The sequence below is a fragment of the Cryobacterium sp. Sr8 genome, from assembly GCF_004403225.1.
Taxonomy (GTDB): Bacteria; Actinomycetota; Actinomycetes; order Actinomycetales; family Microbacteriaceae; genus Cryobacterium; species Cryobacterium psychrotolerans.
Map to the genome: position 1 here is coordinate 238,695 of NZ_SOHO01000070.1, position 15,736 is coordinate 254,430.

14 protein-coding genes are annotated in these 15,736 nt (G+C 68.4%); 12 read left to right on the forward strand and 2 right to left on the reverse strand.

Annotated elements, in window-relative coordinates:
- The first annotated feature begins 1 nt into the window (after position 1).
- From E3T54_RS15615 to prfA, 7 genes are all read left to right on the forward strand, one after another.
- A complete protein-coding gene (locus E3T54_RS15615; RefSeq protein ID WP_134476469.1) occupies positions 2 to 760 on the forward strand; it encodes a DUF2993 domain-containing protein in 759 nt (252 codons plus the stop codon).
- A 134-nt stretch (positions 761 to 894) separates the two neighbouring features.
- Positions 895 to 2,328 (forward strand): diaminopimelate decarboxylase, encoded by a 1,434-nt coding sequence (lysA, locus tag E3T54_RS15620; RefSeq protein WP_134476470.1) that lies wholly within the window; start codon positions 895 to 897, stop codon positions 2,326 to 2,328.
- Positions 2,325 to 3,659: a homoserine dehydrogenase gene (locus tag E3T54_RS15625; protein WP_134476471.1), complete on the forward strand. Its 1,335-nt coding sequence runs from the start codon at positions 2,325 to 2,327 to the stop codon at positions 3,657 to 3,659. Before lysA ends, E3T54_RS15625 begins: the two co-directional genes overlap by 4 nt.
- Entirely contained in the window at positions 3,659 to 4,765 is a 1,107-nt protein-coding gene (gene thrC, locus E3T54_RS15630; RefSeq protein ID WP_370255622.1) for a threonine synthase, read from the forward strand. The genes E3T54_RS15625 and thrC overlap by 1 nt, the downstream gene beginning before the upstream one ends.
- Positions 4,762 to 5,715: a homoserine kinase gene (thrB, locus tag E3T54_RS15635; protein WP_134476472.1), complete on the forward strand. Its 954-nt coding sequence runs from the start codon at positions 4,762 to 4,764 to the stop codon at positions 5,713 to 5,715. Before thrC ends, thrB begins: the two co-directional genes overlap by 4 nt.
- A 296-nt stretch (positions 5,716 to 6,011) precedes the next feature.
- Positions 6,012 to 8,387, forward strand: coding sequence for a transcription termination factor Rho (rho, locus tag E3T54_RS15640; RefSeq protein WP_134476473.1), 2,376 nt, complete (start codon positions 6,012 to 6,014; stop codon positions 8,385 to 8,387).
- Complete coding sequence (gene prfA, locus E3T54_RS15645; protein ID WP_134476474.1) at positions 8,387 to 9,466, forward strand: peptide chain release factor 1; 1,080 nt, start codon at positions 8,387 to 8,389, stop codon at positions 9,464 to 9,466. The genes rho and prfA overlap by 1 nt, the downstream gene beginning before the upstream one ends.
- An 86-nt stretch (positions 9,467 to 9,552) precedes the next feature.
- Here prfA and epsC read toward each other — a convergent pair whose 3' ends face one another.
- Together epsC and cysK are read right to left on the reverse strand one after the other, a co-directional pair.
- Positions 9,553 to 10,131 (reverse strand): serine O-acetyltransferase EpsC, encoded by a 579-nt coding sequence (gene epsC / locus E3T54_RS15650; RefSeq protein WP_092321663.1) that lies wholly within the window; start codon positions 10,129 to 10,131, stop codon positions 9,553 to 9,555.
- A gap of 3 nt (positions 10,132 to 10,134) precedes the next feature.
- Positions 10,135 to 11,124: a cysteine synthase A gene (cysK, locus tag E3T54_RS15655; RefSeq protein WP_174775356.1), complete on the reverse strand. Its 990-nt coding sequence runs from the start codon at positions 11,122 to 11,124 to the stop codon at positions 10,135 to 10,137.
- Between the two features lie 92 nt (positions 11,125 to 11,216).
- Here cysK and prmC point away from each other — a divergent pair, with 92 nt between their 5' ends.
- The 5 genes from prmC to atpB all read left to right on the forward strand — a co-directional run bounded on the left by prmC (position 11,217) and on the right by atpB (position 15,693).
- Positions 11,217 to 12,059 (forward strand): peptide chain release factor N(5)-glutamine methyltransferase, encoded by an 843-nt coding sequence (gene prmC, locus E3T54_RS15660; protein WP_134476562.1) that lies wholly within the window; start codon positions 11,217 to 11,219, stop codon positions 12,057 to 12,059.
- A gap of 109 nt (positions 12,060 to 12,168) precedes the next feature.
- Entirely contained in the window at positions 12,169 to 13,020 is an 852-nt protein-coding gene (locus E3T54_RS15665; RefSeq protein ID WP_134476475.1) for an L-threonylcarbamoyladenylate synthase, read from the forward strand.
- Positions 13,021 to 13,023: 3 nt separating this feature from the next.
- Positions 13,024 to 14,250 (forward strand): MraY family glycosyltransferase, encoded by a 1,227-nt coding sequence (locus E3T54_RS15670; RefSeq protein ID WP_134476476.1) that lies wholly within the window; start codon positions 13,024 to 13,026, stop codon positions 14,248 to 14,250.
- The gene (locus tag E3T54_RS15675) at positions 14,247 to 14,720 is read left to right on the forward strand and encodes a hypothetical protein (protein WP_092321657.1); all 474 of its coding nucleotides are present in this window, start codon (positions 14,247 to 14,249) and stop codon (positions 14,718 to 14,720) included. Before E3T54_RS15670 ends, E3T54_RS15675 begins: the two co-directional genes overlap by 4 nt.
- A gap of 181 nt (positions 14,721 to 14,901) precedes the next feature.
- Positions 14,902 to 15,693 carry a F0F1 ATP synthase subunit A gene (gene atpB / locus E3T54_RS15680; protein ID WP_370255640.1) on the forward strand — a complete coding sequence of 264 codons (792 nt, stop codon included), beginning with the start codon at positions 14,902 to 14,904 and terminating at the stop codon, positions 15,691 to 15,693.
- Positions 15,694 to 15,736: the final 43 nt, after the last annotated feature.

Sequence of the window (15,736 nt, forward strand, 5' to 3'; positions counted from 1 at the left end):
GATGGCCGGCAAACGCCGGGGGATCGGCGCGCTCGTCATCTCCGTCGTCCTGGTGGTCGGGCTCGTGGTCGCGTTCTTCATCGTCGACTCGGGCCTGCGTGCCCTGGCCGAAGACCGCGTCAAGGCCGAGATCACAGCCAACCTCCCCGAGGGAGCGACGGGCGACGTCGATGTGTCGATCGGCGGCGCCTCGGTGATTGCCCAGTACCTCGCAGGGAGCTTCGACCGGGTCGAGCTGGATGCCCCGACGTTCGCCCTGGACGGCGTTCCGGCGGCCGTGCACGTGGTGGCGAGCGGCGTACCGGTGGACCGGACGAAGCCCGTCCGCGACGTGACGGGCACCGTCGACCTGGGGCAGGAGTCGCTCAACACCCTCCTCGCCGCCGGCGGAGAGACCGGCGACGCCGAACTCACCCTCGGCACGGGTGAGGTGAGCTATTCCGGCACGTTCCCCGTGTTCGGTTTCGAGATCGGCTACGAGGCCACGGCAACCCCGAGCACCTCGGCGGACAGCCTGCTCTTCACCCCGACCGGCGCCGACCTCACGAGCGACGCCGGCAGCGTTGACGTGAGCGGCGTCATCCCGCTCATCCTCGGCCAGGAGCCTCTCTCCATCTGCATCGCCCAGTACCTGCCCGACGGCGTAACACTGGCGGGCGTGGACGTCACACCCGAGCGCGCACGCATTAAGCTGGAGTCGAGCACGCTGATGCTCACCCGGCAGTCGCTCACCACCCTGGGCTCCTGCTCGGCCGGCTGATTCGGCACGCACACCACGCGTTCGCTAGAATCTGCGGTAACTCGCCCCCACCGTTGACGGCGACTTCTCCTCCCTGGCTCCAGGGACCAATCCGGGTTCGCTCGCCGCCGAGTGAGACACACACTCGATTTGCAATGAGGTTTTCACTCGTGGCCACCAATCCGCTCGCCCCCGACTGGCTCAGCCTGCCCGGCGACGCCAACGACCTCGCCGAGGGACTCTGGCCGTCGACGACGACGCGCAACGCCGATGGTGAGCTGGTGATCGGCGGTGTGACCGCCTCCGCACTGGCCGCCGAGTTCGGCACGCCGCTGTACGTCATTGACGAAACGGATGCCCGCACCCGCGCGGCCGCACTCCGCACGGCCTTCGAGGCCGAGTTCGCGCGCATCGGCACCTCGGCGCGGGTGTACTACGCCGGCAAGGCCTTCCTGTCGACCGAGGTCGCCCGCTGGATGGTGGCCGAGGGGCTCAACATCGACATCTGCACCGGCGGCGAGCTCGCCGTCGCCCTGGCAGCAGGCGTCGACCCGGCCAGGCTCGGCTTCCACGGCAACAACAAGTCGCTCGCCGAAATCGACGAGGCCACCCGGGTGGGCGTGGGAACGATCATCATCGACAGTCCGATCGAAATCGACCGTGTCGCCGCAGCCGCCGCGCGCAACGGCACGGTCCAGGCCGTGCGCCTGCGGGTCAACAGCGGGGTGCACGCCCACACCCACGAATTCCTCGCGACGGCGCACGAAGACCAGAAGTTCGGCGTCGTGCTCGAGGATGCGCCTCGCCTGGTCGCCGCCATCCGCGCCGAACAGAGCCTCCGCTTCCTCGGCCTGCACTGCCACATCGGCTCGCAGATCTTCGGCGTGGACGGGTTCGCCGAGTCGGCCGCCCGGCTCCTCGCCGTGCACGCAGGCCTCCTCGCCGACGGCCCCGTTCCCGAGCTCAACCTGGGCGGCGGATTCGGCATCGCCTACACGACCGCCGACGCGCCCACCCCCATCCACGAACTCGCCGCCGGGCTGGCCGACATCGTGTCCGTCGAGTGCCGGCGCCGCGGCATCCCGATTCCCGCGATCGCCTTCGAGCCCGGGCGAGCCATCATCGGCCCGGCCGGGGTCACCCTGTACGAGGTGGGCACGATCAAACCGGTCGAGGTGGCCGGGGGAACCCGGCTCTACGTGAGCATTGACGGCGGGATGAGCGACAACGCCCGCCCGGCGCTGTACGGAGCCGACTACTCGGTGCGGATCGCCGATCGCGTGTCGGGCGCCGCTCCGGCGCTCGTGCGCATCGCCGGCAAGCACTGCGAAAGCGGCGACATCGTCGTGGACGCCGACTACTTGCCCGCCGACGTGGCACCGGGCGACCTGCTCGCGGTGCCGGCGACCGGGGCATACTGCTGGTCGCTGTCGAACAACTACAACTTCCAGGGCCGGGCCCCGGTCGTCGCCGTGCGGGACGGCGCCGCGCGCGTGCTCGTGCGGGGCGAGAGCATCGCGGACCTGCTGGCGCGCGACACGGGGGTCTCGACAGGCTCGACCACCGAACAAAAGGACGTTCTCCGATGATCGAATACCGCAACCTGCGTGTTGCCCTGCTCGGCGGCGGCTCCGTCGGTGCCCAGGTGGCGCGACTGCTGCTCGAACAGAAGGAGGAACTCGCGAACCGGGTGGGCGCCGGGCTCGACCTCGTCGGCATCCTGGTGCGCGACGTCAACGCCGAGCGCACGGTCGACCTGCCGCAGGAGCTGTTCACGACGGATGCCGAATCCCTCATCCTCGGCGCGGACGTGGTGATCGAGCTGATCGGCGGCCTCGAGCCGGCCCGCAGCTACATCCTGATGGCGATCAACTCCGGCGCGGATGTCGTCACCGCCAACAAGGCGCTGCTCGCCGCCCACGGCCCGGAACTGTTTGAGGCCGCCGATCACGTCGGCGCCCAACTCAACTACGAGGCTGCCGTTGCCGGCGCCATCCCCATTGTGCGCCCGCTGCGCGACAGCCTGGCCGGCGACCAGGTCAACCGCATCCTCGGCATCGTCAACGGCACCACGAACTTCATCCTCGACCGGATGGATGTCGCCGGCGATACCCTCGAGGAAGCCCTGGCCGTCGCCACCGAGCTCGGCTACGCCGAAGCAGACCCGACCGCGGACATCGGCGGCTACGACGCGGCGCAGAAGGCCGCGATCCTCGCCAGCCTGGCCTTCCACACCACCGTCCCCCTCGCATCCGTGTACCGCGAGGGCATCACGTCGGTCACGCCGGAACAGATCGAATCGGCCCGGAAGGCCGGCTATGTCGTCAAGCTGCTCGCGATCTGCGAGCGGCTCGTCGACGAAGAGGGCCGCGCAGGGGTGTCGGCCAGGGTCTACCCGGCCATGGTGCCCCGCAGCCACCCGCTCGCAGCGGTGCACGGCGCCAACAACGCCGTCTTCGTCGAGGCGGAGGCCGCCGGCAGTCTGATGTTCTACGGCGCCGGCGCCGGGGGAGTGGAGACGGCATCCGCAGTGCTCGGCGACCTCGTGTCGCTCGCCAGGCGGCACGTCGCCGGCGGGCCCGGGTTTGCGGCGTCCAGCCACGCCGACCTTCCCGTTTTCGACATCGGCAGCGTGACCACGCGCTACGCGGTCACCCTCGAGGTCACCGACGAGCCCGGCGTGCTCGCCACCATCGCGAGCGTGTTCGCCGACCACCATGTTTCGCTCGCGCTCGTGGAGCAGTCGATGACGCCCGCGCAGCCGGGAACCGCCAGCCACGCGCCCGTTTCGTCCACGGCTACCCTTGTGATTGGAACTCACGAGGCCACCGAGGCCGCGCTCGCCGCGACCGTCAATGACCTGGCGGCCAACCCCGTTGTCACCCAGGTCGCATCCGTTTTGAGAGTTGAAGGAGTCTGATGTCCAGCGAAGACAAGTCCCGCCGGCCCGTGTCGAGGCAGTGGCGCGGCGTGCTGCACGAGTACGCGGACCGCCTGAACATCACGGATGCCACGCCGATCGTCACCCTCGGCGAAGGCGGAACCCCGCTCATTCCGGCCGCGGCCCTCTCCGCCCGCACGGGCGCGAAGGTCTGGGTCAAGTACGAAGGCATGAACCCGACCGGGTCGTTCAAGGACCGCGGCATGACCATGGCCATCTCGAAGGCCGTCGAGGCCGGCGCCAAGGCCGTCATTTGCGCCTCGACCGGCAACACCTCGGCCTCCGCCGCCGCCTACGCGACCCACGCCGGGCTGACCGCGGTCGTGCTGGTGCCCGAAGGCAAGATCGCCATGGGCAAGCTCAGCCAGGCGATCGCCCACAACGCCCAGCTGCTCCAGGTGCAGGGCAACTTCGACGACTGCCTCGACATCGCGCGCGAGCTCGCGACCAACTACCCGGTGCACCTCGTGAACTCCGTCAACCCCGACCGCATCGAGGGCCAGAAGACCGCCGCGTTCGAGGTGGTCGAGGTGCTCGGGGACGCCCCCGACTTCCACTTCGTCCCGGTCGGCAACGCCGGCAACTACACCGCCTACTACCGCGGCTACAGCGAAGAGCTCGTGCGCGGTGCGACCACGAAACTGCCGCGGATGTTCGGCTTCCAGGCCGCGGGCAGCGCCCCGCTCGTGCTCGGCCACCGGGTCGAGCACCCCGAGACCATCGCCAGCGCCATCCGCATCGGCAACCCGGCGTCGTGGGAGCTGGCGATCAACGCCCGCGAGGAGAGCAACGGATACTTCGGCGCCATCACCGATGAGAAGATCCTCGAGGCCCAGCGCATCCTCTCGGCCGAGGTCGGCATTTTCGTCGAGCCGGCCTCCGCGATCAGCGTCGCCGGACTACTCGAACGTGCCGAGTCCGGGCACATCCCGGCCGGCTCCACCGTGGTGCTCACGGTCACCGGCCACGGCCTGAAAGACCCCCAGTGGGCCCTGCGCACCCCCGACGGCTCCGACGTGAAGCCGACGATCGTGCCCGTCGACACGGCCGAGATCGCCTCCGTGCTGGGCCTGGCGAAGGCATGACCACGACCAGCGCACTGGCCGGCCGGCCGGTCCTGTCCGGCCGTGCGGTCACCGTGCAGGTGCCGGCGACCACGGCCAACCTGGGCCCGGGGTTCGACACCCTCGGCCTGGCCCTGGCCCTCTACGACCACCTCGACGTCACCGTCGTGGACACCCCCGGCGTGCTCGTCGAGGTACACGGCGTCGGCGAGGGTGAAGTCCCCACCGACGAAACCAACCTCGTCGTCCGGGCCATCGCGCACACCTTCGCCGCGTACGGCCAGGACCTGCCCGGCCTGAAGCTGGTCGCCCACAACGTGATCCCGCACGGACGGGGCCTCGGATCGTCGGGTGCGGCCATCGTGTCCGGCATCGTGGCCGCGAAGGGGCTGCTCGAGGGCATCGTCGACATCGACGCCGAGGCGCTCCTGTCCCTGGCGACCGAGCTCGAAGGCCACCCGGACAATGTCGCGCCCGCCCTGTTCGGCGGCCTCACGATCGCCTGGGTGACGCCGGAGGGTCCGCGGCACAAGAAGCTCATCGTGCACCGCGGGGTGAAGCCCCTGGTCCTCGTGCCGGAGCACGCCATGTCGACCGCGCTCGCCCGGAGCCTCCAGCCCGAGTCGGTTCCCCACGAGGACGCCGTCTTCAACGTGTCCCGGTCGGCGCTGCTCATCGCCGCGCTGATCCAGAGCCCCGAACTGCTCCTCGCGGGCACGGAAGACAAGCTCCACCAGCGTTACCGCGCCGCCGCGATGCCCGAAACCGACCGGTTGATCACGCTGCTGCGCGAGCACGGGTTCGCCGCCGTCGTCTCCGGTGCCGGGCCATCCGTGCTCGTGCTCGCCAGCGATCCAGGCCAGCGACTCGTGGCGGCCGACCTCGTCGCCGCGCGCTCGGAGACCCCGTGGCAGGCGCTCATGCTGGCCGTGGACTCCCAGGGCGCGACGGTCACCCGCACCGACACGTAGGCCGCCGGCCTCCGCGGCCGCCACACTCGGATTGGGGGCCGCGTGTCGTGCGCGGATTCGTCGGCGTGCCGGGGTGGAGTGTTAGAGTCGAACTGCACCCGATAGAAACCGCGTAACGTGCGGATCTGTTCTCCGGTGTATTCCCTGTAACTCACTGCTATCGCGTCTTACGTGCGTGGCTGTGTGGTTTACGCCAATCCTTTCCATCTTCGGATTGGTTCACCCGCAGCGCGTCAGTCGCTGCAACATGTCTCCTGGTTCAGCTCATCGAGCACCAGGCGAAAGGAACCCCCTTCGTGACCGATGTCAACCTCCGCACCTCCGGTGCGGGCACAGCCCACCTCAACACCCTTCGCGTCGCCGAGCTCCAGGCTCTGGCCGGCGAGCTGGGCCTCCCGGGTGCCTCGAAGCTTCGTAAAGGAGAACTCGTGGAAGCAATTTCCGAGATCCAGTCCAGGAACGCCGGCTCCGCCGCTCCCGTGAGCGCCGAAGCAGTTGCCGAAGCAGCGACCGACGTCGCTGTCCCGGCCGTCACCGAGGCGCCGCGCAAGCGCGCCTCTCGTCGCGTCACCACGGCGACCGCCGCGCCGGCCGGCGCACACGTCAGCGCTGACGGTGCCCTCGACTTCGGCATCATCCTTCCGGATGCGCCCGCCGCCAACTCCCGCAAGACCGCCGCACCGGCGACCTACGCCGGCTCCACCGACACCGATGCGGCGCAGCCGCCCGTTGCGGTCGAGAAGCCGGTTCGCCAGGCACGCAAGCGCGCCAGCTCGGCCACCGTTATCGCGGCCGCCGCCGCGACGCTCGAGGCCGAGGCTGCTCCGGCAGCGCCCACCGAGGCCGCGCCTGAAGCCGAGGCAACCACCGAGGTTGCAACCGAGGCCACCGCCGGCTCCGGCCGGAACGCCCGTCGGGGCCGCGGCGGCGCACGCAACAGCATCGATGCTCGCGAGAGCATCGACGCCCGGAACCAGGAAGAGCAGCAGGCCCGGTCCGCTGAGCCGACCGAGCAGGCCGAACGCGTCCAGCCGACCGAAGAGTCCGAGCAGGGCGAGCCGACCGAATCAGCCGAGTCGACCGAGTCAGCCGACGAGTCCGAGCAGGGCGAGCAGCCTCGCCAGGGCCGCAGCCGCAGCCGCAGCCGCGGCGGCGACCGCGGCCAGGCCGTTGAGCGCACCGAAGACGGTGGACGCCAGCAGAACCAGCGCCAGGCATCCGCCCGCCAGGATCGTCAGCAGGGCCAGGACCGTCAGCAGGGCCAGCAGGGCCAGCAGGTGCAGGATCGCCAGCAGGGCCAGGACCGCCAGCAGGGCCAGGATCGCCAGCAGGGCCAGGATCGTCAGCAGGGTCAGGACCGTCAGGGTCAGGACCGTCAGGGTCAGGACCGTCAGGGTCAGGACCGCAACGGTCCCGACGAGGACCTGGGCGGCCGTGGCAACCGCAACCGCTTCCGTGACCGCAAGCGTCGCGGCCCGAGCACCGGAGACGACTTCGAGCCCGAGCTGAGCGACGACGACGTGCTGATCCCGGTCGCCGGCATCCTCGACGTTCTCGACAACTACGCCTTCGTGCGCACCTCCGGCTACCTGCCGGGTGCCAGCGACGTGTACGTTTCACTCGGCCAGGTCAAGAAGTACAACCTGCGCAAGGGTGACGCCGTTGTCGGCTCGATCCGTCAGCCGCACGAGGGCGACCAGAGCGGTCGCCAGAAGTACAACGCGATCGTCAAGGTCGACTCGATCAACGGCCTCACCGTTGAAGAAGCCGCCAACCGCGTCGAGTTCCAGAAGCTCACTCCGCTCTACCCGCAGGAGCGCCTGCGCCTCGAGACCGAGCCGGGCAAGCTGACGCAGCGCATCATCGACCTGGTCGCGCCGATCGGTAAGGGCCAGCGCGGCCTGATCGTCTCGCCGCCCAAGGCCGGCAAGACCATCGTCCTGCAGCAGATCGCCAACGCCATCGCCACGAACAACCCCGAGGTTCACCTCATGGTCGTCCTGGTCGACGAGCGTCCGGAAGAGGTCACCGACATGCAGCGCACGGTCAAGGGTGAGGTCATCGCCTCCACCTTCGACCGTCCGGCCGAGGACCACACGACCGTCGCCGAGCTCGCCATCGAGCGCGCCAAGCGTCTGGTCGAGCTGGGCCACGACGTGGTCGTGCTCCTCGACTCGATCACCCGCCTCGGACGCGCTTACAACCTGACGGCCCCGGCATCGGGCCGGATCCTCTCCGGTGGCGTCGACGCATCCGCGCTGTACCCGCCGAAGCGTTTCTTCGGAGCCGCACGCAACATCGAGAACGGTGGCTCGCTCACCATCCTCGCCTCGGCGCTCGTCGAGACCGGCTCCAAGATGGACGACGTCATCTTCGAGGAGTTCAAGGGCACCGGCAACATGGAGCTTCGCCTGTCGCGCCAGCTGGCCGACAAGCGCATCTTCCCCGCGGTCGATGTGAACGCATCCGGCACCCGCCGCGAGGAGATGCTGATGAGCGCCGACGAGGTCAAGATCACCTGGAAGCTGCGCCGCGCCCTCGCCGGGCTCGAGCAGCAGCAGGCGCTCGAGGTCATCCTCGGCCGCCTCAAGGAGACCTCCTCCAACGTTGAGTTCCTGATGCAGGTGCAGAAGTCGATGCCGACCCCGAACGGGTCAGACAAGGACCACTGATGTTCGAATCTGTCCTGACCCTGCTGGCTGAGCACGACGAGCTGCAGGCCCAGTTGGCGGATCCGGAATTGCATGCGAATCCGGCCCGCTCGAAGAAGGTCAACCGTCGGTATGCCGAACTGAGCCGCATCATCGCGGCCTGGTACGAGTGGAAAGAGATCGGCGAGAACCTCGATGCCGCCCGCGAACTCGCGGACGAAGACGAGTCTTTCGCCGAGGAGATCCCCGACCTCGTTCAGGCGCAGGAGGCCGCAGCCGAGAAGCTGCGGCGCCTGCTGATCCCGCGGGACCCGCTGGACGCACGCGACGTGATCATGGAGATCAAGATGGGGGAGGGCGGCGCCGAATCGGCGCTGTTCGCCGCCGACCTCCTGCGCATGTACCTGCACTACGCGGAATCCAAGCGGTGGAAAACCGAGATCATCGAGCAGACCACGAGCGACCTCGGCGGCATCAAGGACATCCAGCTCGCGATCAAGGGCAACTCCAGCGACCCCGCAGAGGGCGTCTGGGCGCACCTGAAGTACGAGGGCGGCGTGCACCGCGTGCAGCGGGTGCCGGCTACCGAGTCGCAGGGGCGCATCCACACCTCGGCGGCCGGCGTGCTGGTCTTCCCCGAGGTGGATGAGCCCGAGGAAGTCGAGATTCACCCGAACGACCTCAAGATCGATGTCTACCGGTCGAGCGGCCCCGGCGGCCAGTCGGTCAACACGACCGACTCCGCCGTGCGGATCACCCACTTGCCCACCGGCATCGTGGTGGCGATGCAGAACGAGAAGAGCCAGCTCCAGAACAAGGAAGCCGGCATGCGTGTTCTGCGTGCCCGCGTGCTGGCCCGTCAGCAGGAAGAGATCGACGCCGCGGCATCCCTCGTTCGCAAGGGCCAGATCCGCACGATGGACCGGTCGGAGCGCATCCGCACGTACAACTTCCCGGAGAACCGCATCGCCGACCACCGCACGGGCTACAAGGCGTACAACCTGGACACCGTGATGAACGGCGCCCTGGATGCCGTGATCGAGTCGTGCATCACCGCCGACGAGGCGACCCGCCTCGCCGAAATCGGCGACCACGACTGACCCGTCCCCCCTCACCCACACCGCGAAAACGCAGTTGTGCGCGTTATGAGTCCCTCATAACGCGCACAACTGCGTTTTCGCGGGTCTTATTCTTCGGAGTAGTGGAGTCCCCGTGTGGTCTCGATCGTGTCGACCGAGGCCGGCTGTATCGTCGCCGGGATCCCGAGGAGCAGGGATTTCGGCGGAGCATCCTTCGTGACGACGGCGTTGGCGCCCACCGTGCTCCACGCGCCGATCGTCACCGGTCCGAGGATCTTCGCCCCGGCGCCGACCGTCACGCCGTCTTCGAGGGTCGGATGCCGCTTGGCGCCGCGCTGCACGCCGTGTCGGCTCTTGCCGCCCAGGGTGACCGCGTGGTAGAGCATCACGTCGTCGCCGAGTTCTGCCGTCTCGCCGATGACGACGCCCATGCCGTGGTCGATGAACAACCGCCGCCCGATCGTCGCACCGGGGTGGATCTCTATGCCGGTCAGGAACCTCGCGAACTGGGAGAGCATCCTGGCCGGCAACCGCAGGCCGCCAACCCACCAGCTGTGCGCAATCCGGTACGCCCAGACCGCGTGCAGCCCGCTGTAGGTGAGGAACACCTCGCTGGCGCTGCGCGCGGCCGGGTCATGGGCTCGGGCCATGGCGACATCCTCACGGATGCGCGAAATGGGTCTCATGCGCTAGTCCAGCAAGTCCTCGTAGAGCACCGTGGAGATGTACCGCTCCCCGAAGCCCGGCACGATGACGACGATGGTCTTGCCGGCATTCTCGGGCAGTTTTGCCTGCTCCAGTGCCGCCCAGACGGCTGCCCCGCCGGAGATGCCGGCCAGGATGCCCTCATCCGTCGCGAGCCGGCGCGCGGTCGCGAGGGAATCGGCCAGCGTCACGTCGGTGACCGAGTCGTAGACGGTGCGGTCGAGGATGGCCGGCACGAAGTTGGCGCCGATGCCCTGGATCTTGTGCGGCCCGGGCGTGCCGCCGGTGAGGATGGGGGAGTCGATCGGCTCGACGCCGATGACGACGACCTCGGGCTTCCGCTCCTTGAGCAGACGGCCGGTGCCGGTGATGGTGCCGCCGGTGCCGATGCCGGCAACGAGGATGTCGACAGCCCCGTCGGTGTCGTTCCAGATCTCCACGCCCGTCGTTGCCTTGTGGATGGCCGGGTTGGCGGGGTTGTCGAACTGACGGGCCATGATCGCGCCGGGGGTGCTCGCGACGATTTCCTTCGCCTTCTCGACCGCGCCGCGCATGCCGTCGGGCCCCGGGGTCAGCACGAGCTCGGCGCCGTAGGCGCGGAGCAGCACGCGGCGCTCCTTGCTCGCCGACTCGGGCATCGCGAGGATGACCCGATAGCCGCGGGCAGCTCCGACCATCGCCAGGGCGATGCCGGTGTTGCCGCTCGTGCTCTCGACGATGGTGCCGCCGGGAAGCAGTTCGCCGGACGCCTCCGCGGCGTCGACGATGGCGATGCCGATGCGGTCCTTCACGCTGCCTGAGGGGTTGTAGAACTCGAGCTTCGCGAGCACGGTCGCGGCCGCACCCTCCGTGATCCGGTTCAGCCGCACGAGCGGTGTGCCGCCGACGGCTCCGGTAATGTCTGAGTAGATGTTCGCCGCCACGGAGGGCACCTTTCGCTCGGGGTAAACAATCTCGTTCAGCCTACGGCTCATTGCGTGCGTGAACGCTGTGCATTCGCGTGTGTGACACTGGCGGGGTGACTGTGACGCCAGCTGATTCCCCCCTTCCGCCCACCGTCGAGGCCATGCGCGCGCACGCGGCCCGGGAGCTGACCCTCGCCGGGATCGCCGATGCCGAGGTCGACGCCGATCTCCTGATCGGCCATGTGCTCGGGCTGAGCCGCGGCCGGGTGCAGGCGCTTGCCATCATCGGCACCCCCTTTGCCGACACGGATGCCGTCGCCATCCGGGAGCTGCTCCGGCGCCGGGCGCTCCGTGAGCCGCTCCAGCACATCACCGGACGTGCGCCATTTCGCTCCCTGGAGTTGCAGGTCGGCCCCGGCGTCTTCGTGCCCCGGCCCGAGACCGAGCAGGTGGCCCAGTTCGCCATTGACGCCCTCCGGTCGCTGCCAGACCCGGAGCCGATCGGTGTGGACCTCGGAACGGGCAGCGGCGCCATCGCCCTGGCCCTGGCGGTCGAGGTGCCGAACGCGCGGATCTGGGCGGTGGAGAACTCGCCGGAGGCATTCCCCTGGACGACCCGGAACTTCAGCCAGGTCGGCGCAGCGAACGCCACGCTCGTGTTCGGTGACCTCGCCGACGCCCTTCCCGAGCTCGACGGCACCGTGGCCGTGGTCATCTCGAACCCGCCCTACATCCCGGCCGACGCCATCCCGCGCGACCCGGAGGTGCGTCTCTTCGATCCGGCCCACGCCCTGTACGGCGGGGCCGACGGGCTGGATGTCGTGCGGCACGTCTCCCGCACGGCGTTGCGCCTGCTGCGGCCAGGCGGGGTGCTCGTGATCGAGCACGGGGAGCTGCAGGGCGCCGAGATCCGCGCGCTCCTGGCGCAGGACGGCTGGCGCGCCCCCGCCACCCACCGCGACTACACGACCCGAGACCGGGCGACCACCGCCCTCGCGCCCTGACCACCGTCCGCGAAACTGCAGTTGTGCGCGTCATTCCGCCCGGATAACGCGCACAACTGCGGGTTCGCGGGGAGTGGCCGTCCAGCGGCTGCACTAGAATCGACCGCATATGACACGCATCTATGACTGCTCGGTCGACACGGAACTCCTGACCGGCATGAGACTGGCACGCTCGGCGATCGGCCGCGGCGCGCTCGTTGTCATCCCCACCGACACCGTCTACGGCATCGCCGCCGACGCGTTCAACCCCGACGCAGTGCAACGCCTGCTGGATGCCAAGGGTCGCGGCCGCGAGTCGCCGCCGCCCGTGCTCATCCCCGGCATCCCGACGCTCGATGCTCTGGCGCAGGACGTTCCGCAGCCGGTTCGCGACCTCGTCGCCGAGTTCTGGCCCGGCGGCCTGACCGTCGTGCTCAACGCCCAGCCCTCGCTCGTCTGGGACCTCGGCGAGACCCGGGGAACCGTTGCCCTGCGCATGCCCAGCGACAAGATTGCGCTGGAGCTGCTCGCCGAGACGGGCCCGCTCGCCGTGTCCTCCGCCAACCGCAGCGGGCTGCCGGCGGCGATCGACGCCGAGGGAGCCGAGGCAATGCTCGGCAACAGCGTTTCCGTCTACCTCGACGGGGGAGTGGCCGGAGAGGGCTACGAGCCCATCGGCGACCGCGCCGGCGACACGTCGTCGACGATCGTGGATGCCACGGCCTTCGACACCAACGGCGGCAAACTGACCATCGTGCGCGGCGGCGTCATCTCCCGGGAGGCCATTGCGGCCGTCATCGGCGACGCGCTCGCCCCCGAGGCGGCACCGGTGACCGAGGTCCCTGCCGCTGCCGAGGTCCCTGCCGCTGCCGAGGTCCCTGCCGCCGAGCCCGCCGCTGCCGAGGTCCCTGCAGCCCGGCCCGATCCCGCCCGGCCCGACGGCGCGCCCGCTCCGGCGGGCGAGGCGTCCAGCGCAGGCTGACCCATGACTCTTTTCGTCCTGCTCGCCCTCGTCTCCGCGGCGGTCACCTTCGGGCTGTCGATCGTGGTCTTGAAGCTCAGCCACCGCTACCGCCTGTACCCGAAGATCCGGTCGCGGGACGTGCACATCACCCCCACCCCGCGGCTCGGCGGGGTGGCGATGTTCGCCGGCATCCTCGTCGCCTTCGGCGTCTCCTACCTGGTCGCCTCCCAGTTCGCGCCCCTCCGGCTGATCTTCGCCGAACCCAATAAGATCCTGGCGATCCTCGGCGCCGCTCTGCTGATCGTGCTGCTGGGCGTGGCCGACGACCTGTGGGACCTGGACTGGATGACCAAGCTCGCCGGGCAGTTCATCGCGGCCGGCCTCGTGGCCTGGCAGGGTGTGCAGATCTACTCGCTCCCGATCGGCGGTCTCACCGTCGGATCCGGGTGGATGTCCATGCTGATCACCGTGATGGCGATCGTGATCGTGATGAACATGATCAATTTCATCGACGGACTCGACGGCCTCGTTGCCGGCGTCGCCCTGATCGCCAACGGCGTGTTCTTCCTCTACAGCTACCTGCTCGTGCGCGACACCTCGCCCACCAACTACTTCAACCTAGCCTCGCTGATCGCAGCGGTCCTGGTCGGGGCCTGCGTCGGGTTCCTGCCGCTCAACTGGCATCCGGCCAAGCTGTTCATGGGAGACGCTGGCGCCCTGCTCGTCGGCCTGCTGATGGCCACTGCCGCCATCGCGATCACCGGCCAGATCGACCCGACCGCGGTTAACAATTCCCAGCTCTTCCCGGCGTTCATACCGATCATCCTGCCCATCGCGATCCTCATCATCCCCCTGCTGGACTTCGGGCTGGCCGTCTTCCGCCGTGTGCGCGCCGGCAAATCGCCGTTCAGCGCAGACCGGAAGCACCTGCACCACCGCCTCCTCGACATGGGGCACTCGCAGCTGCACGCCGTGCTCATCTTCTATGGCTGGACGGCCGCGGCCTCCGTGGGCAGCCTGCTCTACTTCGTGCTGCCGGTCTACTTCGGGCTGCCCAGCTGGTACGCGACGATGTTCCTGGTGATCACGCTGCTGGCCTGCACCATTGTCACGCTCGCGCCGCTCAGCCGGCGCAAGGCCGTCGAGGCCGCCAGCCAGCTCGCACCCAGTGAGCCCGGAAGCAGCGATGCAACCGCCCTGCTCGACCCTCTCGACGAGGCGTCAGAGAAACTCGAGGAGACCGTATGACCAGCACGACGCCCCATCCCAGCCAGCCGACCTCAGTCCCGGTTCTTCGCAGGATCCTCGTCTACGGGGCGTTCCTGGCAGTGGGCATCATGGTGATCGGCGCCATCGTCGGCGGACTCGTCGCGGGCGCCTCCGGGGTGGTCAGCGCCCTGATCGGCACCGTCATGGCCGTGGTGTTCATGGGGATCACGGCAGGCAGCATCCTGCTCGCCAACCGCTTCGCCGGCTCTGAGGCGGCCATCGGAGCATTCTTCGGAATCGTGATGGGCGGGTGGCTCGTCAAGTTCGTGGTCTTTTTGGCCCTGATGTTCCTGCTGCGCGGCCAGCCGTGGATCCAGCCCGTGGTCCTGTTGCTCAGCATCATCGCCGGCGTGATCGGCTCGCTGGTCGTCGACGTGGTCGTCGTGATGAAGAGCCGGATGCCGTACGCGAGCGACGTGACGCTGCCGAAGGCACCCAGCGACGACTGAACCGCACCAGGACTCGCCTCTCGATTGGGTTACACGCCCGTTTCTTGCTAGAGTTGACGCGATCCCACCCCGGTTTGCCACTGCTCTTACAGCGTCGTAAATCTCTCACTTATCCGTCGCTGCGCGAGCCGAGCTCACCGCCCCGAAACAGGAGAAAGCGCTGCTAGAAACCGCTGTAAACCTGCTGGTCCCGTCTGCCACTGACGACGGAACTTTTTACGGTCCGTCCATCAACGAATTCTTCCCGGATGCCATCTTCTTCGCGGACACCCCGTTTGAGATAAACCGGGTCATTCTGATCCGTTTCCTCGCGGTCGCCGTGTTGATGCTCGTGTTCTGGATCGGCACCCGCCGCATGAAGGTCGTTCCGACCCGCTTGCAGAGCCTCGTCGAGATGGGCCTGGACCTCGTCCGCGTGAACATCGCCGAGGACCTGCTCGGCAAGAAGGACGGGCAGCGCTTCCTGCCCCTGATCACGACCATCTTCTTCATGGTCCTGTTCATGAACTTCACCGGTGTCATCCCGTTCCTCAATATCGCGGGCACGGCCGTGATCGGCACTCCGCTGGTCCTGGGCCTCGTGGCCTACGGCGCATTCATTTACGCCGGTGTCAAGAAGAGCCCAAGCAAGTTCTTCCGCAACTCACTCTTCCCGCCCGGCGTGCCGCCGGCGCTGTACATCATCGTGACGCCGATCGAGTTCATCTCGACCTTCGTGATTCGACCGATCACGCTGACGCTCCGACTGCTGATGAACATGGTGGTCGGCCACCTGCTCCTGGTGCTCTTCTTCGCGGCGACGCAGTTCTTCTTCTTCACCGCAGACGGCGGCTTCAAAGCGTTCGGCATCGGCACGTTGGCCTTCGGGCTCGCGTTCACGCTGTTCGAACTCCTGGTGGCCGTTCTGCAGGCCTACGTTTTCGCACTGCTCACTGCTGTCTACATCCAGCTCGCGCTGGCTGAGGAACACTAAACACGAATTCGGCACCTGCCTTATTCGCCTTACGGAAGGAAAC